General features: G+C 67.9%; 17 protein-coding genes and 1 pseudogene. 4 read left to right on the forward strand and 14 right to left on the reverse strand.

Features of this window, described 5'->3' with window-relative positions; all coding sequences use genetic code 11:
• The 4 genes from ACZ45O_RS11180 to ACZ45O_RS11195 form a co-directional block, all read right to left on the reverse strand.
• Positions 1-1,140, reverse strand: coding sequence for an S-layer homology domain-containing protein (locus ACZ45O_RS11180; protein ID WP_464853007.1), 1,140 nt, complete (start codon positions 1,138-1,140; stop codon positions 1-3).
• Between the two features lie 185 nt (positions 1,141-1,325).
• Positions 1,326-1,865, reverse strand: a complete 540-nt coding sequence (locus ACZ45O_RS11185) for a cupin domain-containing protein (RefSeq protein ID WP_464853008.1) — start codon at positions 1,863-1,865, stop codon at positions 1,326-1,328.
• A 78-nt stretch (positions 1,866-1,943) separates the two neighbouring features.
• The gene (locus tag ACZ45O_RS11190; protein ID WP_464853010.1) at positions 1,944-2,591 is read right to left on the reverse strand and encodes a S66 peptidase family protein; all 648 of its coding nucleotides are present in this window, start codon (positions 2,589-2,591) and stop codon (positions 1,944-1,946) included.
• A 35-nt stretch (positions 2,592-2,626) separates the two neighbouring features.
• Positions 2,627-3,145, reverse strand: a complete 519-nt coding sequence (locus ACZ45O_RS11195) for a hypothetical protein (RefSeq protein WP_464853012.1) — start codon at positions 3,143-3,145, stop codon at positions 2,627-2,629.
• A gap of 270 nt (positions 3,146-3,415) precedes the next feature.
• Here ACZ45O_RS11195 and ACZ45O_RS11200 point away from each other — a divergent pair, with 270 nt between their 5' ends.
• Entirely contained in the window at positions 3,416-4,039 is a 624-nt protein-coding gene (locus ACZ45O_RS11200) for a class I SAM-dependent methyltransferase (protein WP_464853013.1), read from the forward strand.
• Here the strand turns inward: ACZ45O_RS11200 and ACZ45O_RS11205 are convergent.
• The gene (locus ACZ45O_RS11205; protein WP_464853015.1) at positions 4,015-4,842 is read right to left on the reverse strand and encodes a VOC family protein; all 828 of its coding nucleotides are present in this window, start codon (positions 4,840-4,842) and stop codon (positions 4,015-4,017) included. The genes ACZ45O_RS11200 and ACZ45O_RS11205 overlap by 25 nt on opposite strands.
• Positions 4,843-4,962: 120 nt before the next feature.
• Positions 4,963-5,250 (reverse strand): hypothetical protein, encoded by a 288-nt coding sequence (locus tag ACZ45O_RS11210; protein WP_464853016.1) that lies wholly within the window; start codon positions 5,248-5,250, stop codon positions 4,963-4,965.
• Between the two features lie 425 nt (positions 5,251-5,675).
• Between ACZ45O_RS11210 and ACZ45O_RS11215 the strand changes: the two genes are divergently transcribed.
• Both ACZ45O_RS11215 and ACZ45O_RS11220 read left to right on the forward strand, forming a co-directional pair.
• Positions 5,676-6,416 carry a 5-formyltetrahydrofolate cyclo-ligase gene (locus tag ACZ45O_RS11215; RefSeq protein ID WP_464853017.1) on the forward strand — a complete coding sequence of 247 codons (741 nt, stop codon included), beginning with the start codon at positions 5,676-5,678 and terminating at the stop codon, positions 6,414-6,416.
• A gap of 19 nt (positions 6,417-6,435) precedes the next feature.
• Positions 6,436-6,714 (forward strand): annotated as a pseudogene (locus ACZ45O_RS11220) (glycosyltransferase family 2 protein); the annotation flags it as partial.
• Between the two features lie 17 nt (positions 6,715-6,731).
• On the opposite strand, the gene rlmD reads toward ACZ45O_RS11220, so the two are convergent.
• From rlmD to gatC, 5 genes are all read right to left on the reverse strand, one after another.
• Positions 6,732-8,117: a 23S rRNA (uracil(1939)-C(5))-methyltransferase RlmD gene (gene rlmD, locus ACZ45O_RS11225; RefSeq protein ID WP_464853018.1), complete on the reverse strand. Its 1,386-nt coding sequence runs from the start codon at positions 8,115-8,117 to the stop codon at positions 6,732-6,734.
• 105 nt (positions 8,118-8,222) lie between these two features.
• Positions 8,223-9,254, reverse strand: a complete 1,032-nt coding sequence (locus tag ACZ45O_RS11230; RefSeq protein ID WP_464853019.1) for an SDR family oxidoreductase — start codon at positions 9,252-9,254, stop codon at positions 8,223-8,225.
• A 76-nt stretch (positions 9,255-9,330) separates the two neighbouring features.
• Positions 9,331-10,800 carry an Asp-tRNA(Asn)/Glu-tRNA(Gln) amidotransferase subunit GatB gene (gene gatB / locus ACZ45O_RS11235; RefSeq protein ID WP_464853020.1) on the reverse strand — a complete coding sequence of 490 codons (1,470 nt, stop codon included), beginning with the start codon at positions 10,798-10,800 and terminating at the stop codon, positions 9,331-9,333.
• A gap of 2 nt (positions 10,801-10,802) precedes the next feature.
• Complete coding sequence (gene gatA / locus ACZ45O_RS11240; RefSeq protein ID WP_464857726.1) at positions 10,803-12,278, reverse strand: Asp-tRNA(Asn)/Glu-tRNA(Gln) amidotransferase subunit GatA; 1,476 nt, start codon at positions 12,276-12,278, stop codon at positions 10,803-10,805.
• A gap of 12 nt (positions 12,279-12,290) precedes the next feature.
• The gene (gene gatC / locus ACZ45O_RS11245) at positions 12,291-12,581 is read right to left on the reverse strand and encodes an Asp-tRNA(Asn)/Glu-tRNA(Gln) amidotransferase subunit GatC (RefSeq protein ID WP_464853022.1); all 291 of its coding nucleotides are present in this window, start codon (positions 12,579-12,581) and stop codon (positions 12,291-12,293) included.
• Between the two features lie 163 nt (positions 12,582-12,744).
• Between gatC and ACZ45O_RS11250 the strand changes: the two genes are divergently transcribed.
• Positions 12,745-13,077, forward strand: coding sequence for a hypothetical protein (locus tag ACZ45O_RS11250; RefSeq protein ID WP_464853023.1), 333 nt, complete (start codon positions 12,745-12,747; stop codon positions 13,075-13,077).
• A gap of 48 nt (positions 13,078-13,125) precedes the next feature.
• Here ACZ45O_RS11250 and ACZ45O_RS11255 read toward each other — a convergent pair whose 3' ends face one another.
• From ACZ45O_RS11255 to ligA, 3 genes are all read right to left on the reverse strand, one after another.
• On the reverse strand, positions 13,126-14,139 hold the full coding sequence (locus ACZ45O_RS11255; RefSeq protein ID WP_464853025.1) for an ABC transporter ATP-binding protein: 1,014 nt from the start codon (positions 14,137-14,139) through the stop codon (positions 13,126-13,128).
• Positions 14,139-15,158 carry an ABC transporter ATP-binding protein gene (locus tag ACZ45O_RS11260; protein WP_464853027.1) on the reverse strand — a complete coding sequence of 340 codons (1,020 nt, stop codon included), beginning with the start codon at positions 15,156-15,158 and terminating at the stop codon, positions 14,139-14,141. The genes ACZ45O_RS11255 and ACZ45O_RS11260 overlap by 1 nt, the downstream gene beginning before the upstream one ends.
• A gap of 296 nt (positions 15,159-15,454) precedes the next feature.
• Positions 15,455-17,476: an NAD-dependent DNA ligase LigA gene (ligA, locus tag ACZ45O_RS11265; protein WP_464853029.1), complete on the reverse strand. Its 2,022-nt coding sequence runs from the start codon at positions 17,474-17,476 to the stop codon at positions 15,455-15,457.
• Between the last annotated feature and the right edge of the window lies 1 nt (position 17,477).

A 17,477-nucleotide genomic window follows, 5' to 3' on the forward strand; every position in this document is an offset into this window, starting at 1 on the left:
CTAAATCGTCCACTGATCACCGATCACGCCGACCAGGTACCACTGGCCGCCGACCTCTTCGAACACCAGGCGCAGGCTGGACCAGTCCATCCCGTCCATCTCCGGCGTCCCCGGGAAGTGGTACTCGACAAAGTGTCCCTCGGGGTACGCTTCACGGATGTTGTTGATCGTGTTGCCCCTGCCCAGCACCTGGTCGAAGGCCACCTCGGGCGCGTTCATGTAGTCCCGGCCGTACACGAACTCGCTTCGCAGGTACTCCGGAAAAGTCATCTCGATCGGGTGCCCGCTGCCGTCGTAGTACCCCCACAGGAAGACCTGCGCGGGGTCCAGTTCCCGCAACTGCTCCGGCAGGAGGACCTGGTCGCGGTCCACGTCCACGAACGCGTACGGGGAGAAGCGCACCCCCTTCTCCGGGTGCACCAGGTCTGCCAGACGCACCGGGTCGGCCTGCTCCAGGGCGTGGAGCACGGCGGCGGCACGCGGCCCGATCGCCCTTTCCATCCGGGCCCCTTCGTCCAGATGGGTCAGCGCCCGGTAGAGCATCTGGACGGCCATCTCGCGGGTCATCTCCAGGCTGCCTGCGAAAGTGTTGTCGCCCATGCCGACGATGAGCCCTTTCGCCTGCGCCAGGGCCACGTAGCCCCTGGCCCAGGGCGAAAACTGGTGGGCATCGGCAAAGCTGGGCGCGGCCTGGGGATCCACCAGCGGCTCCAGGCCGGCGACCCGCACGATGGTGGCGACGGCCTGCTCCCGGCTGATGGGCCGGCCCACCCCGAAGGTGCTGTCGTCGAGTCCAATCATGAGGCCGTGCGCCCATGCGGTGTTCACGGCGCCGTAGTACCACGCGGCCGGGTCGGCGTTGTCCGTGAACGGCCCGACTTGGGTGGCCTCTTCGAGGCCCATGACCCGCACCAGAATCGCCGCAAACTGCTCACGGGTCATCTGTGCCCGGGGCGCGAACAGGCCGTCGCCCACCCCCTGCACCTTGCCCTCTGCGTGGAGGGCCAGGATCGCCTCGCGGGCGTAGCTGTCTGCGATGTCGGTGAAGGGATCTGCGGCCAGGGCCGCCGGCATCGCACAAAGGCAGACGAGGAGGACGCTCAGCATGCCCGCGGTCAGGCGGGCAGCCAATCTCAGCATTCGTCATCCCACCTTTTCGAGGTGACTCTCGCCATCTCGGTTGCTACCTCAACCTTAGCATGAAACAGACCTGGTGCGGTGGGTCGACTTCCGGTCGGCGCCGCAGGGCTGCGCGAAGCAGGAGTACCTCCCTTGCCGGAAGGTACTCCTGTTCCCATCGCAGCACGACTGTGGGCCTCTCCCCGCTACTCGGCATCGGCCTTCGTCCTGTGGACGGTGCCGCGCGGGTGCTCCGGCGGCGCGTAGATCACGTACACCTTCAGCGGCCGGTTGCCCGTGTTGGTAACGTTGTGCCACATCCCCGCCGGAATCATGACGGCGGAACCGGGGTACGCCATCTGCTCAAACTCCAGGCGGTCCCGGCCGGGCCCCATCTGCACGAGCCCCTGCCCCTCTTCGATCCGGATGAACTGGTCCGTCGTCGGGTGGACCTCTAGGCCGATGTCCTCGCCCGCCGGGATGCTCATCAAGGTGACCTGGAAGTGCTCGCCGGTCCAGAGCGCGGTGCGGAAGTTGCGGTTCTGCCTGGCCGCCTGTGCGATGTTCACGACATACGGCCGGGGTCCGTGATCCCGGATCGCGGGCCCGGGGCCGGGCGCACTCCACGGGCTGCCGTACTGAGGCGTGCCGCTCCACGGGCTGCCGGTCCCGCGGCCGCCCGGCCACCCGTACTGCGGTGTCACATACCAGGGATAGGGGTATGGCGCCTGACTGTACACACCCATACTCCTTTCAGCGCTTTCCCCCATCTTATGTTCACCGGGCCGCCGACGGTCTCCCGTCCGCCGCCGGACGGGCCCGGCCTATGCTTCCACCGCCGGCTCCAGGATCGTCAGCGCGGGGGCCTCCGCATCCAGCCGGGCCCGCACGCCCAGCGGCAGCGTCGCCCGGTGGGACCCGTGTCCGCAGGGGAAGCCGTACAGGACGGGGATGCCCAGCGGGCCCAGGAGCTCGGCCAGGACCTCCGGCAGCGTCAGCGAGGGCCGGTTCGGCGGCCCCTGCAGGCAGGTGGGCGAGTCGCCGATGAGGATGCCTGCCGCCCGCTGCAGCTTCCCCGCCAGCAGCAGCTGGACCAGCATCCGGTCGATCCGGTACGGGGCCTCGTCCACATCCTCCAGGAGCACGATCCGCCCGGTGAAGTCCGGCTCCCACGGGGTGCCCAGCAGCGCGACGATCATCGCGCCGTAGCCGCCCCGGGCGCAGATGACCGCGTTCACCGCCGGATCGGCCCACACCCGGTTGAAGTCCGCGGCCCGCTCAGCGTCGGTTCCGGCGAGGTAGCCCCGCCGCGACAGCACCGCATCGCCTACAACCGCACGATACCCCCACGATTGCAGCCGCTGCAGCCCCGCCTCAAGCTCCTCCGGCGGCACCGGGCCCGCAGGGGCCACGACGCCGATGGTGGCGCCGGGCCACACGGGCCGGGGCCTCAGCACCGCTCTGACGGTCATCCCGCCTCTCCTCCCCGTGCCGCTGCATCCAGGCGTCAGCCTGCCTTCAGGCCGTCGATCGCAAACCGGCCCATGCGGCCGTAGGTGCCGCGATGCACGTTCTCAACGTACCGCACCAGCAGGTAACTGAGCACGACGCTCTCGGCCAGCGCCGTCGGCGCCACGCCCAGCAGAAGCCCCGCGGGCCCCGCGACGATCCGTGTCAGCAGCCACGCGACGACCTCCCCAAGCACGGAGATCAGGATGAACATCCCGTTGGCCGCCAGGGCCTCCTGCCAGCGCTCCGTCAGCACCCCGACGCTGTCGCCCACCGCCTCCATCGCCGTGCCGTCCTCCACCACCAAGGCAAAATCGGCGTACAGAACGGCGCTGGTGGCAGCGAAGAACACGGCCAGGGCAGCAACGGAGGTCAGCCACCCCGCCAGCGCGAACCCGGCCAGCACATGCGCCAGGAGTGCGACCAGCCCGCCCGCGGCCAGCACCAGACTGCACAGCACCCGGACCACGAGCAGACGGCCGGTGTACCGTCTTATGCCCTCGATGAAGTCCGCCATTTTCGGCGGTCGCCCGTCGGGCAGGCCAGAAAGAGCCCCCGCCAGTGCCGCCGCCAGAGCGCAATTCCGCGTTCCATGAGGCTCCCCAAGCCGCTCCCACCTTTCAGGTCGTGTCGATGCGGTTTCTGATAGCGGTAAGGATGAATTCTGTGAAAAGCCGCAAGGGTCCTTCCGACTGCGAAAGGACCCTTGCGCGGTCTGCCCCGGCAGGAAGGATACCCCTCGGGGTAGAATTGCCGTACGTATCTGCCACAGGAGGAGGAGCTGGGGATGATCCGAGAGCGGGAAACCGAGGCGGTGCGGCAGAAGTTCGACCGGAACGCCCGCTGGTTCGATGTGGGGGAGCGGGCCGGAAAGGCCCCGTGGCGGGAGAGGCTGATCCGCCAGGCGAGGGGCCATGTGCTGGAGATCGGGGTCGGAACAGGCAGGAACCTGCCGCTCTACGACCCGGCGATCACCACGGAACTGGTGGGGATTGATCTCAGCCCCCGGATGCTGGACCGCGCCCGCTCCAGGCCCTGCCGGGTGCCCGTCACACTGCTGGAGATGGACGCCCAGAAACTGGCGTTCCCCGACGCCACCTTCGACACGGTCGTGGCCAGCTACGTCTTCTGCACCATCCCCGATCCGATCGCGGCGCTGCGGGAGGCCGCACGGGTCTGCCGCCCCGGCGGGCGCATCCTGCTCCTGGAGCACGTGCGCATCGACCGGCCCGTTGTCGGGACCCTCATGGACCTGGCGGCCCCCGTGATCGCGGGTTTGGTCGGCTGCAACATCAACCGCCGGACGGTGGAGAACGTCCGCCTGGCCGGCCTGACGGTAGAGCGGGTGGAGTCGGTGAAGGGCGACCTGCTGAAGCTGATCACCGCCTATCCCGGCACGAGCCCCACGTAGACGCCCACCGGATCCTGAATGACCGCATACACGTGCGCGCCTTCCTTATCCCTCACTTCCTTGATCACCTTGCCGCCCTCCGCCTCCACCCGGCGGAGGCTTTCCGCGATGTCGCCAACAGTGAGGTAGAGCAGCCAGACCGGCGGCAGGTCCGCGTTCACGCCGCGGGCGTGACAGATGCCCGCCGCGGCGTTCCCGTCGCCGCCCAGCATGGCGTAGTCGGCGTAGCGCTCGTCGCCGTCCTCCATCGGGACCTCCTGCACCGACCAGCCGATGACCTGCTGGTAGAAGTCGCGGGTCGCTGCCGCGTCGGGAACCGTCAGGTCGAGCCAGGCGATGCGGCCGACCGGATCCGCAGCGGCCCCGCCCGGAGCAGCACCGCCGCCGGAAGCGGCCTCGCCTTCCGGGGGAACCGGGGGGATCGCCTCCTGCGGAATGACCGGGATGATCCCGAAGGCCGCCCCGTTCGGATCCATCAGCACGGCCCACTGGCTGTTGCCGTTTTCGTCCTTCTGGTGCATGATCTCGCGCCCGCCCAGCTCCACGGCGCGCCGGGCGCTGGCCCCTACGTCCGCAACCTGGATGTGGGGCATCCACTGGAGCGGCAGATTGGCGAATTCCGGGGTTCGCTGTCCCAGGCCGATGATGGGTAAGCCGAGGTTGTTCGTCCCGTCTTCGCGCCAGAGCGGCGGGTCGCCTGTGCGGAGCACCTGCGAGTAGAACCGTAGCTCTCGTTCGTGTTCGGGAACCGCGATGTCTGCGCTGACGACTCCGCCGATGCGTGGGGCAAACAGTTCGTTCATCATTTTCCTCCGGATGGCTGGTGATGGGGCCAGTATAGCACAGCATACCACCGCTGGCCGAGCCTCAGTAGGCCTGCAGCGGGTGTGGGCGATCAGGACGGGGATGTGCCCCGCCGTGCGTCAGGTATTCCCCCCGAACCGGGCCTTCAGCCGCTCCACTTCCGCGGCGTCCATGCGACGGAACAGCGGGGGAATGGGTTCGAACGGGCGCCCGGGAGCCAGCGCAGACAGATTGACGGCTCTGCTCAGCGGAACCTTCCGTTCCTCCGGCGCCATCTTCAGCGCATCGAACACGCGCTGTGCCGTGAAGGGAAGGATCGGCTCCGCGGCCAGCGCATAGAGCCGGATCAGGTTGACGGCCCTGCCCCGGAACGCAAATAGCCTCGTCCCCGGAAAGGGACGAGGCATGCACCCCGTGGTACCACCCTTTTTCGCCCGGCGCGCGCCGGGCCTCTCGCGGATACGGGCCTGTGGCCGATATCCTGGCCCTGTAACGGGAGCCCCCCGTCCCAGCCTACGCAGTCCGGACGGACCTTCAGCCGGCCGCTCCAGAGCCATGTTCAGGCCGTCTCGGTCGCCGCCGGCTCGCACCGCACCCGGCTCGCTGTGGGGACCTCAGGCCCTACTCATCTCTTTCATCGCGTTTGATTGGAACACAGTATAGGCAACTCGGAAATCGGCGTCAAGAGGTGGCGGCGCGGGCCGGTCCCGCTCGAAGCCGCCCCGTCAAGCCCGCCGTCGCGATTTGGGCGGGAGGAAAGTGGCCGGCAAAGCGGAACACTCTTCACGATCGGGCCGCAGGGGGCGGCGGTCGACAGAAGGGAGGAAAGGGGATGGAAAAAGGACAGGTCCGTCAGTGGGTGTGGGATGAACTGACCCAGCGGGGCCAGGCAGCCTTCCCGAAGCCGGTCCACGGGCGGATCCCGAACTTCGTAGGCAGCGCCGCGGCCGCGGCGCGGCTGCGGGAGCTGGAGGTCTACCGGAAGGCCAGGGTGGTCAAGGTCGGGCCGGACTCCCCCCTCCACCCCATCCGGGCGATGGTCCTGCGGGACGGCAAGAGGCTCTACATGCCGACGCCGCGGCTGACGGCGGGCTTCGTCGTGCTGGAGAACGTGGAACCGGGACGGGAGCGGGAGGCGACCAGCCTGGCCAACTTCCGGCGGTTCGGCCGGGAGGTGCGGCTGGAGGAGATCGACCCGATCGATCTCGTCGTCGCCGGGACGGTGGCCGTCAGCCAGTCTACGGGGGTGCGGATCGGCAAGGGGGCCGGGTATGGCGACATGGAGTTCGCCCTGCTCTGCCGGCTGGGCAAGCTCCAGCCCGACACCCCGGTGGTGACCGCCGTCCACGACCTCCAGGTGGTGGATGCGCCGGATCACCCGCTGGGGGTGGCGCTTCCGTGGGACCCGCACGACATCTCGGTGGACTACATCGTCACCCCCACCCGGACCATCGCCGTGCGCAGGGCTCACCCGCAGCCGACCGAAATCGACTGGTCGCTGTTGGAGCCGGAGCGGCTGCGCGCGCTTCAGCCCTTGCTGGAGTTTCGGCGGATGCAGGGCGGCAACCCATAACCGGGAGGTAACCTCACAGATGCAGTCGCTGCTCTTCTTCTGGCTGGCCGTCCTCATCGTCGGAGCCAGCCTGGCCAAGCTTCTGGAAGGGCTCTACGCCATCCGAGCGGTGCCCAGCCTGGCCCGCGCCGTGCCCATCGACGCCTCTCCCGGACCCAACCCGCCCAAGGTTTCTGCGATCGTTCCGGCATGCAACAAGGCCCGATCCATCGAGGGCGCCGTCCGCTCCCTGCTCCGGCAGGACTACCCGAATCTGGAGGTGGTGCTGGTCAACGACCGCTCCACCGATGAGACCGGCGAGATCATGGAGGGGGGCTATCCCTCCCGCTCCACCCGCGCCACGCACTCCACGTGCGCCGTGTGCGGGAACATGTCCACCGGTTGCACTTCCACGGTGCGGTACCCCATCCCGGCCAGCCGGCCCAGGTCCCGGGCCAGGCTGGCCGGGTTGCACGACACGTAGACCACCCGCCGCGGCGCCACCTGTGCGATCGCCTCCAGCACCTGCTCGTCGCAGCCCTTGCGGGGCGGGTCCAGCACGATCACGTCAGCCCGCACCCCCTCGTCCACCAGCCGGGGCATCTCCACCGCCGCGTCGCCGGCGATGAAGCGCGCGTTCCCGATGCCGTTGCGGGCCGCGTTCTCCCGGGCGTCCGCCACCGCCTCCTCCACCCACTCGATGCCGATGACCTCCCGGCACTGGCGCGCCAGGAACAGCGAGATCGTGCCGATGCCGCAGTAGAGGTCGATCACCGTCTCCGAACCGGTGAGGCCGGCGTACTCCAGGGCCTTGCCGTACAGCACCTCGGTCTGCGCCGGGTTCACCTGGAAGAAGGAGACCGGCGAGATGCTGAACTGCAGGTCGCCGATGTAGTCGGTGATCGCATCCCGCCCCGCGAGCACGCGGCTCTCCCGGCCCAGCACCACGTTGGTGCGGGCCGGGTTGATGTTCTGCACCACGCTGACCAGCTCAGGGATGCGGGCCATCAGCTCCCGGGCGATCTCCTTGCCGTGGGGAAAGCGGGGCCCGTTGGTCACCAGCACCGCCATCGCCTCGCCGGTACCCCGCCCCACCCGGGCCAGCACGTGGCGCAGCACCCCCGTGTGGCTGCGCTCGTCGTAGATGCGCACGCCGTAGCGCCGGGCGAGCTCCTTCACCTCGGCCATGATCCGGTTGGCCAGCGGATGCTGGATAGCGCACCGCTCGATATCGATGATCCGGTGGGTCCCCGGGGCGAAGAAGCCGGCGATCACCCGGCCCGAGCGCCAGCCCACCGGAAACTGCGCCTTGTTCCGGTAGCCCCAGGGCTCCGCCATCCCCAGGGTCGGATGGACCGTCACCCCGGTCAGCTTCCCCAGCCGCTCCAGGGCGTCGACCACCTGCTGCCGCTTCAGCCTGAGCTGCGCCTCGTAGGCGATGTGCTGCAGCTGGCAGCCGCCGCACTCCCCCGCCGCGGGGCAGGCAGGCTCCACGCGGTCCGGGGATGGGGCCTCCACCGCCACGACGGCAGCCCGGGCGTAGTTCCGCTTCACCTCCTGCACGCGCGCCAACAGGCGGTCGCCGGGGGCGCCGCCGGGTACGAATATGGTCAGTCCCTCATAACGGGCCACGCCCTCGCCGCTGCTGCCGAGGCCGTGCACCGTCACCGAAATCTCCTGCCCCGGGCGAACCGGGGGCTTCACCATCTCCTGCGTGCTCATAGGCAGAGTGTACCACACACGGGCCAGGGGCGCACAAGTCCGCGCCCAGGCAGGACGGCGTTCAGCCGCAGCCGCGGCGGCCGGCATCACGCCACCGGCGCCGCCTCACGCTTCGCGCGCGGCCCCCGCTTCCGCCTGGCCCGCCTTGTACGCCTGCAGCCACTGCAGGGTCTCGCGGAAGGCGGCGGCGGTGTCGGTAGGCACCAGCCCCAGCTCCCGCCGGGCCTTGTCGTCGCTGACGATCCACGGCGCGGTCCAGTTGCGGATCTGGTTGGGGTGCACCAGCGAGCGCCGCCGGAGCGCCAGCCGCGCGCCGGCCGTGACGAGGCGCGCGGCGCCTATCAGCACCGGCACCGGCATCCCCCAGCGGGGAGAGCGACCGCCGCTCACGTGCGCCAGCAGGCCGATGAGCTGCTCCTGGGTCAGGTTCGGCCCCACCAGGTTGTAGATCTCGCCCGACCGCCCCCGCTCCATGGCTGCGACGGTGCCGCGCACCACGTCCTTCACGAAGACCAGGTTGGCCACCGTCTGGGCGGAGCCCAGGTAGAAGGGCAGCCGGCCCGTCTTCACCATCCAGATCAGGGTGTTCATGCCGTCGGGGTCGCCCGGGCCGAAGACCGCGCTGGGGCGCACCGCCACCACCTCCAGCCCCCTGTCCCGATAGGAAAGCGCCAGCCGCTCCTGCTCCAGCTTGGTGATGCCGTATGCGTCGGGCAGCGGCGCCGGCTCGTCCTCCTCCGTGCGGGCGCGGTAGCGGCCGTTCTCGTCCATGACCGCCGGCCCACCAGCCGCGATGGAGGACATGTGCACCACCCGCTTCACGCCGGCTGCGACGCAGGCGTCCAGCAGCCGGCGGGTGCCCTCCACGTTGATCGCGCGCATCCGCTTCAGCGACCCCTGGAAGTTGATCCGCGAGGCCAGGTGGTATACCCGCTCCACCCCGGCAGCCGCCCGCGCCAGGGAGGCCGCGTCGCCCAGGTCGCCCTCGGCTACATCCAGCGATTCGCAGAGCGTGCCGAACACCGCCTCTGCCTTCTGCGGGGAACGAACCAGGATGCGCACCTTCTGGCCCGACTCCAGAAGGTGGCGCACCAGCTGCGCGCCGATGAAGCCGGTGGCGCCGGTTACCAGGTCCACGGACCACGCCTCCCTTCATGCTTTAACCCAATAAATTAGACGCCCCCGCCGCAGTTCCTACGGCGGGGGACAGGTTTTACTTCTGGGCCTGCTCTTCGAGCGCCTGGGTCACCAGCTTCAGGGCCAGCTGCGGGTTGGCCCGGCCGCGGGTCCGCTTCATGATCTGGCCCACGAACCACTGGGCGGCCGACTGCTTGCCGGACTTCCAGTCCTCGAAGACCTTCGGGTTGGCGGCCACCACTTCCCGGGCGATGGCCAGCAGTTCGCCCTCGTCGGCCACCTGGGTGAGCCCCTCGTCCTTCACGATGGTCTCGGCGTCCTTGCCGGTCTCCACCATCTTGTCGAAGACGGTCTTGGCGATCTTGCCGGTGATGGTGCCCTTCTCCATCAGCTTCAGCATGCCCACCAGCTGCTCGGGGGTGAGGGGGATCTGGTCCGGGCCCAGCTCCTTCTCGTTCATCACCCGGTAGAGCTCGTTGATCTGCCAGTTGGCGACGGCCTTCGCCTGGTCCGCGCCGGCCAGCTCCACGGCCTGCAGGAACCACTGGGCGAACTCCCGCTCGGCGACGATGACCGAGGCGTCGTAGGCCGAGAGGCCGTACTCGGTCATGAGCCGCTGCATGAGGGCGTCGGGCAGCTCGGGCAGCGTGGCCCGGATCCGCTCGATCTCCTCCGTCGTCACCTCGACCGGCGGCAGGTCGGGCTCGGGGAAGTAGCGGTAGTCCTCCGCGTCCTCCTTCGAGCGCAGCAGGACCGAAATGCCCTGGGCATCGCGCCAGGAGCGGGTCTCCTGCTCGACCTGGCCCCCCTCCTCCAGGATGCGGATGTGCCGCTTCTGCTCGTACTCGATGCCCCGCACGGCAGCCGAGAAGGAGTTGACGTTCTTCAGTTCCGACCGCACGCCGAACTCGGTGGAGCCCGCAGGCCGCACCGATACGTTGACGTCGCAGCGCATGGAGCCCTCTTCCATCTTCACGTCGCTCACACCGGAGTACTTCAGGATGGAGCGCAGCTTCTCCAGGAAGAGGCCGGCCTCCTCGGCCGAGCGCAGGTCGGGCTCGGTGACGATCTCAATCAGCGGCACCCCGGCCCGGTTGAAGTCGACCAGGGAGAAGTCCGCCGCGGCCACGTCGTCGCCCGCGTGGACCAGCTTGCCCGCGTCGGTCTCCAGGTGGATCCGCTGGATGCGGATGCGCCGCGTGGTGCCGTCCTTCAGGGTGATGTCCACGTAGCCGTCGTAGCAGAGGGGCAGGTCGAACTGGCTGATCTGGTAGCCCGACGGCAGGTCCGCGTAGAAGTAGTTTTTGCGGTCGAACTTGGAGCGGCGCTGGATCTTGCAGTTGAGGGCCAGCCCCGCCTTGATGGTGTACTCCAGGGCCCTGGCGTTCAGCACCGGCAGCGAGCCGGGCAGGGCCAGGCAGACCGGGCAGACGTTGGTGTTCGGCTCGGCCCCGAACTCATTCTTGCAGGAGCACCAGACCTTCGTCTCGGTGGCCAGCTCCACGTGCACCTCGAGGCCGATAACGGTTTCCCACTTGGTGGACACGGCTACCGACCTCCTTCCTCAGTCAGGACCGGACGGGACTCATGATGCTTGGTCACCTTCTGGTAGGCCCAGGCCATCTGCAGCAGCTGGGCGTCCGCGAAGTGCTTCCCGATGAGCTGCATCCCCACCGGCAGCCCGTCCACGAACCCACAGGGCACGGAGATCGCCGGCAGGCCGGCCAGGTTGACCGGGATGGTGCAGATGTCGCCCAGGTACATGGCCATAGGGTCGTCGATCTTCTCCCCGATCCGCCAGGCGGTGAACGGCGTGGTGGGGGTGACCAGGGCGTCGAACCGCTCGAAGGCCCGCTCGAAGTCCCGCACGACCAGGGTGCGCACCTGCTGGGCCTTGCGGTAGTAAGCATCATAGTGCCCGCTGGAGAGCACATAGGTACCCAACATGATGCGGCGCTTCACCTCGGCGCCGAAGCCCTCGCCGCGAGTCTTGCTGTACATCTCCGTCAGACCGCCGGTCTGCGCGGCGCGGAATCCGTAGCGCACGCCGTCGTACCGCGCGAGGTTGGACGAGGCCTCAGCCAGGGCGATGACGTAGTAGGCGGACAGGGCGTACTCGGTGGAGGGCAGCGAGCACTCCTCCACGGTCGCCCCCAGGTCCTCCAGCTGCCTGATCGCCTCCTCGACCCGGGCCTTCACCCCGGAATCGATGCCCTGGCCGAACAGCTCCCGCGGAACCCCGAGGCGCACGCCGGCCAGCGACGGGTCGCCGCCGAACTTCAGCTCAGGCGGGGTGCGGCCGGCGTTGGTTGCGTCGCGCCGATCGGGCCCGGCGATCACCTCGAAGAGGCGAGCCACGTCTTCCACGTCGTGACCCAGGGGGCCCACCTGATCCAGCGATGAGGCGAAGGAGACCACCCCGTAACGGCTGACGTAGCCGTAGGTGGGCTTCAGCCCGACGACGCCGGTGAACGCGGCCGGCTGCCGGATGGACCCGCCGGTGTCCGTGCCCAGGGCCAGGGGAACCTCACCGGCAGCCACGGCCGCGGCCGAACCGGAGGAGGAGCCGCCGGGCACGCGCTCCAGGTCCCACGGATTGCGGGTCGTCTGGAAGGCAGAGGCCTCGCCTGAGGAGCCCATGGCGAACTCGTCCATGTTGGTCTTGCCGATGATCATGGCGCCCGAGGCCCGCAGCCGCTCCACCACCGTCGCGTCGTACGGCGACACATAGCCCTTCAGCATGCGGGACGCGCAGGTGGTCTCCATCCCGCAGGTGCAGATGTTGTCCTTCACCGCGATGGGCACGCCGGCCAGCGGGCCGAACTCGTTGTCGCCGGCCCTGCGCCGGGCGTCCAGCTTCTTTGCCCGGTCCAGGACGTGCTCCGCCGCCACGTGAAGGAACGCGCCCACCTGGGGCTCCACCTTTGCGATGCGGCTCAGCGCAGACTCGGCAATCTCCACCGCCGACAGCTCACCGGCCAGAAAGAGTCTGTTCAGCCGGGCGGCGCTCAGTATATGCGTCATCCCTGACATCACTTAGCCCTCCGTGATCTTCGGTACCTTGTAGCAGCCGGCCTCCGACTCCGGGGCCAGGGCCAGAACCGTCTCCCGCTCCAGCGAGGGCTGAGGCTCGTCCTCGCGGAGCACATTCTGCAAGGTGACCGCGTGATAGGTTGGAGGCACATCCGTCACGTCTACCTGGTTGATGCGCTCCACATGTTCCAGAATGCGGCTGAGTTGTTCCGCGAAGCCCTCGATCTCCTCCTCGGAGAGGCTCAGACGCGCCATGTGGGCCACGCGCGCAATCTCATCCCGCGTCAGTGCCACTGTCGATCACCACCATCCGTAATTTGGCATAGCCAATTGGACCAGAGCGTAACTACCTGATTCTAACACATGGCGTCCCAGCCCGGCAATGTCGCTGGCAGGGCAGCGAACAAATGGCAGGCCCTCATGGTCTTATTAGTGATGTTGCATGAGGAGGAGTTCCATGGCACAGACGATGGTAAAGATACTGTTCCACAACTCCCACCGCTCGCTCCAGGACCAGTTGAACGCGTGGCTGACGGAGATTGCGGGGACGGCGACCATCACCGGGGTCACGATGGATTCGAACAACTACGGCCACTGCATCGCGATTCTGTACCAGCAGGACGGCCAGGGGCGACTCTACCGCGGGCACGTGTTCTTCCACAACTCGCACAGCAGCCTGGAGCAGGCGGCCAACGCCGGGCTGGAGGCCGCACAGGCGGAATGGGGGCGCTTCGTCGCCATCGGATCCAACGAGTACGGGCACTGCCTCTGCATCATTGAGGAGCAGTAAGGGGCGCGAAAACCCCGCCCTGAGGTGGGCGGGGCGTTTCTCTCGCCTTTACTTGGTGCGCATGTGGCAGGCGACCCAGTGGTCGTTGCCCACGTCCACCAGCGGCGGCTCCTCCTCCTTGCAGATGTCACCGACCTGGGCCTGGTAGCGGCAGCGGGTGTGGAACCGGCAGCCCGAGGGCGGGTTGACCGGAGAGGGCACGTCGCCCTCCAGCACGATGCGCTCCCGCTTCAGGGTCGGATCGGGAATCGGGATGGCCGACATTAGCGCCTCGGTATACGGGTGCAGCGGGTTGCTGTACAGCTCGTTGGCGGGCGAGATCTCCATCATCTTGCCCAGGTACATCACGCCGACCCGGTCGGAGACGTGCTTCACCACGGAAAGGCCGTGGGCGATGAAGAGGTACGTCAGACCGAACTCCTTCTGCAGGTCCTCCAGCAGGTTGAGCACCTGCGACTGAATCGACACGTCCAGGGCCGAGACCGGCTCGTCGCAGACGATCAGCTTCGGATTCAGCGCCAGGGCGCGGGCGATGCCGATGCGCTGCCGCTGACCGCCGGAGAACTCGTGGGGGTACCGCCGGGCGTGGAACGACGCGAGCCCCACCACATCCAGCAGTTCGTGCACCTTCTTGGTCTTGGCCTGACCCCGGGCGACGCCGTGAATCTCCAGCGGCTCGCCGATGATGTCGCCCACCGTCATGCGGGGGTTGAGCGACGCGTAGGGGTCCTGGAAGATGATCTGCATCTCACGCCGGAGACGGCGCATCTCCTCGCGGTTGAGATCGTAGATGTTTTTACCTTCGAAGTAGACCTGGCCTTCCGTGGGCTCCTGCAGCCGCAGCAGGACCTTGCCCATGGTGGTCTTGCCGCAGCCGGACTCGCCCACCAGACCCATGGTCTCGCCGCGGCGAATCTGGAAGGAAACGCCGTCCACGGCCTTGACGTAGCCCACCGTGCGGGCGATGATGCCACCGCCCGAGACGGGGAAGTACTTCTTCAAGTTGCGCACATCGACCAGGACGTCGCCCTGCCGGGCCTCGGTGCCAACCGCAGTGCTCATCAGGCCGTAACCCCCTTCGTGAGGCGTTCTTCAGCGAGGAAGCAGGCAACGTACCGCCCGGGAGCCACCTGCTTCAGGGCCGGCTGTTCGGCCCGGCACCGGTCCACGGCCACGGGGCAGCGCGGGGCGAACCGGCAGCCCTCGGGCAGGTTCAGCGGGTTCGGCACCACGCCCTCGATCACATGCAGCTTCTCGACCTCCTGATCGAGGCGCGGAATCGACTTCAGAAGCCCCTCCGTGTACGGGTGGATGGGGTGCTTGAAGAGCGAGACCGCATCGGCCTCCTCCACCACCTTGCCCGCGTACATCACGACCACGCGCTCGCACATCTCGGCCACAACGCCCAGGTCGTGGGTGATCAGCATGATCGCCATGCCCAGCTCCTTCTTCAGCTTCTTCATCAGCTCGAGGATCTGGGCCTGAATCGTCACGTCCAGGGCGGTGGTGGGCTCGTCGGCGATGAGCAGCTTCGGGTTGCAGGAGAGCGCCATCGCGATCATGACGCGCTGCCGCATGCCGCCGGAGAGCTGGTGCGGATACTCCTTCACCCGCTGTTCCGGCAGCGGAATGCCGACCAACCGGAGCATCTCGATGGCCTTTTCAATCGCTTCCTTGTGCGACAGGCCCTGGTGGAGCTCGATGGCCTCCGCGATCTGGTCGCCGATGGTATAGACCGGGTTCAGCGAGGTCATGGGCTCCTGGAAGATCATCGAAATATCGTTGCCCCGGATCTTGCGCATTTCGGCCTCGGACTTCTTCAGGAGATCCTCGCCCTCGAAGAGGATCTCACCGGCCACAATCTTGCCCGGGGGGTTGGGAATGAGCCGCATGATGGAGAGAGAGGTCACACTCTTGCCGCAGCCGGATTCACCCACTACGCCCAGGGTTTCACCGCGCTTGATGTAAAGATCCACCCCGTCAACGGCCCTGACGACGCCGTCTTCGGTAAAATAGTGGGTCTGAAGGTTTCGGATTTCGACCAGCTTCTCGCTCACAGGCTCACTCCTCTTCTCCTTCACTACGCATGTTGCAGCAGGGCGCTTCACACCCGCCTCACGAGAGCAGCCCTTTGTGCTCATGAGACGCAGAATCGCGCGTGTTGGTTTGGACTTTTTCGCTCAGAAAGCGCGGTATTCCTTCCGGCTCGATACGCATCTTTCTGAAAACGGAGCGGTTGGGGGGCACGCACCTCGCCCGCGGTGAGGTGCACACCCCCCCGAAAACCGTTCACTGATGGCTTGATGATACCACACGCGCCACCACGATCCAACGTTAAAGCTTTCCGCTTTGGCCACATCGCGCCAGCGCTGCCGCGCTAACCCTGCACGTAGCGCACGTAGAACTCGTCTTCGGTGAGCACGGGGATGCCCAGCTCCTGGGCCTTCTTCAGCTTGGAGCCCGCAGCCTCCCCCGCGACGACGAAGCTGGTCTTCCGGCTGACCGAGCCGGCGGCCTTTCCGCCCAGCTCCTGAATCAGGGCCTCGATCTCCTTGCGCCCCCAGCGGGCAAGCGTGCCGGTGACCACCACGGTCATGCCGGCCAGCGGCCCTTCCGCCGGCCCTGTCTTCTTCTCGCCGACCATGTTCACCCCGGCCGCCCTCAGCTTGGCCAGCAACTGGTGCGAGCGCGGCGAGGCAAAGTAGGACCGCACAGACTCGGCGATCTTCGGCCCCAGGCCGGGGATCGCCGTCAGTTCGTCCAGGCCCGCCTGCTCGATGGCCTCCATCGAGCCGAAGTGGTCGGCCAGCAGCCGGGCGGCCCGCTCGCCGACATGGCGGATGCCCAGCGCGAAGATCAGCCGGTGCAGCGGGTTCTGCCGGGTGGCGTCGATGGCCGCCAGCAGGTTCTCCACCGACTTCTCGCCCATGCGCTCCAGGCTGAGCAGGGCGTCACGCTTCTCACGGAGCCGGTAGAGGTCGGCCGCGTCCTCGATGAGCCCGTGCTCCAGCAAGGACTGGACCAGGGCCTCGCCCAGGCCTTCGATGTTCATGGCGTCGCGCGAGGCGAAGTGCAGGATGGCCCGGTACTGTTGGGCCGGGCAGAGGCTGTTGGTGCAGCGCACCGCCGCCTCGCCCTCAGGCCGAACCAGCTCGGCGCCACAGGCCGGGCACTCCGCAGGGAAGCTCCAGGGCTGCGCGTCGGGCGGGCGCTTCTCCAGCACGACCCGGACCACCTCGGGGATGATCTCGCCGGCCTTGCGGACGATGACCGTGTCGCCGATGCGGATGTCCTTCTCGCGGATGTAGTCCTCGTTGTGCAGGGTGGCCCGCTTCACCGTCGTGCCGGCAATGCGCACGGGAGCCAGTTCCGCCGCCGGCGTGACCACGCCGGTGCGCCCCACTTCTAGGCTGATGCCCACCACCGTCGTCTCCCGCTCCTCCGCGGGGAACTTGTAGGCAATGGCCCAACGGGGGAACTTCGAGGTGAAGCCCAGCCGCCGCTGCTGGCTGAGGTCGTTCACCTTGATCACCAGGCCGTCGATCTCATACGGCAGGTCGTGCCGCCGCTCCTGCCAGCCCTTGATCCAGTCGATGACCTCGTCGATGGACCCGGCCAGGCGCCTGTGCGGGTTTACCTTGAAGCGCCAGGCCGCGAGCCGCTCCAGCGCGGACCAGTGATCGCTGAAGCCCAGCTGGTCGGCCTCCGCCACCTGGTAGAGGAAGGCGTCGAGACGGCGCTCCCGGGTCTTGCGGGGATCCTTCTGCCTGAGGCCGCCCGCGGCGGCGTTGCGGGGGTTCTGCAGCAGCGGCTTCCCCTCCGCGGCCAGGGCGGCGTTGAGCTCCTCCAGCACCTGCTTGGTCATGAAGACCTCGCCCCGCACGATGAGCCGGGGCGGGACCGGGGCCTCCGACCCGTCCAGCCGGAGCGGAATCGAGCCGATGGTGCGCAAGTTCTCCGTGACATCCTCGCCGATCTCGCCGTCGCCCCGGGTCGCGCCCTGCACGAACAGACCATCCTCGTACCGCAGCGAGATCGAGAGCCCGTCAATCTTCAGTTCGCACACGTAGGCCACCGGCTCGCCGCCCAGCCCCTCCCGCACCCGCCGGTCGAAGTCCCGCAGGTCCGCCTCGCTGAAGGCGTTGTCCAGCGAGTACATGGGCGGCTGGTGGGGCACCTTGGCAAAGTCGGGCGCGGCGGCGCCGCCCACCCGCTGCGTGGGCGAGTCCGGCCGCCGGAGGTCCGGGAAGGCCGCCTCCAGCCGCTTCAGCTCCTCCATGAGCCCGTCGAAGGCGGCATCGCTGATTTCCGGTTCATTTCTTACATAATAAAGGTACTCATGATGGCGTATGGTCGCGGTCAGCTCCGCAATCCGACGCTCCGCCCAGGACCGATCCATC

Source organism: Symbiobacterium turbinis, from assembly GCF_055383075.1.

Excerpts from the sequence above, each read along its gene's own strand:
- ACZ45O_RS11180 (WP_464853007.1), bottom strand. The coding sequence starts at position 1,140 with ATGCTGAGATTGGCTGCCCGCCTGACCGCGGGCATGCTGAGCGTCCTC.
- ACZ45O_RS11185 (WP_464853008.1), bottom strand. The coding sequence starts at position 1,865 with ATGGGTGTGTACAGTCAGGCGCCATACCCCTATCCCTGGTATGTGACA.
- ACZ45O_RS11190 (WP_464853010.1), bottom strand. The coding sequence starts at position 2,591 with ATGACCGTCAGAGCGGTGCTGAGGCCCCGGCCCGTGTGGCCCGGCGCC.
- ACZ45O_RS11195 (WP_464853012.1), bottom strand. The coding sequence starts at position 3,145 with ATGGCGGACTTCATCGAGGGCATAAGACGGTACACCGGCCGTCTGCTC.
- ACZ45O_RS11200 (WP_464853013.1), top strand. The coding sequence starts at position 3,416 with ATGATCCGAGAGCGGGAAACCGAGGCGGTGCGGCAGAAGTTCGACCGG.
- ACZ45O_RS11205 (WP_464853015.1), bottom strand. The coding sequence starts at position 4,842 with ATGAACGAACTGTTTGCCCCACGCATCGGCGGAGTCGTCAGCGCAGAC.
- ACZ45O_RS11210 (WP_464853016.1), bottom strand. The coding sequence starts at position 5,250 with ATGCCTCGTCCCTTTCCGGGGACGAGGCTATTTGCGTTCCGGGGCAGG.
- ACZ45O_RS11215 (WP_464853017.1), top strand. The coding sequence starts at position 5,676 with ATGGAAAAAGGACAGGTCCGTCAGTGGGTGTGGGATGAACTGACCCAG.
- rlmD (WP_464853018.1), bottom strand. The coding sequence starts at position 8,117 with ATGAGCACGCAGGAGATGGTGAAGCCCCCGGTTCGCCCGGGGCAGGAG.
- gatA (WP_464857726.1), bottom strand. The coding sequence starts at position 12,278 with ATGACGCATATACTGAGCGCCGCCCGGCTGAACAGACTCTTTCTGGCC.
- ACZ45O_RS11250 (WP_464853023.1), top strand. The coding sequence starts at position 12,745 with ATGGCACAGACGATGGTAAAGATACTGTTCCACAACTCCCACCGCTCG.
- ACZ45O_RS11255 (WP_464853025.1), bottom strand. The coding sequence starts at position 14,139 with ATGAGCACTGCGGTTGGCACCGAGGCCCGGCAGGGCGACGTCCTGGTC.
- ligA (WP_464853029.1), bottom strand. The coding sequence starts at position 17,476 with ATGGATCGGTCCTGGGCGGAGCGTCGGATTGCGGAGCTGACCGCGACC.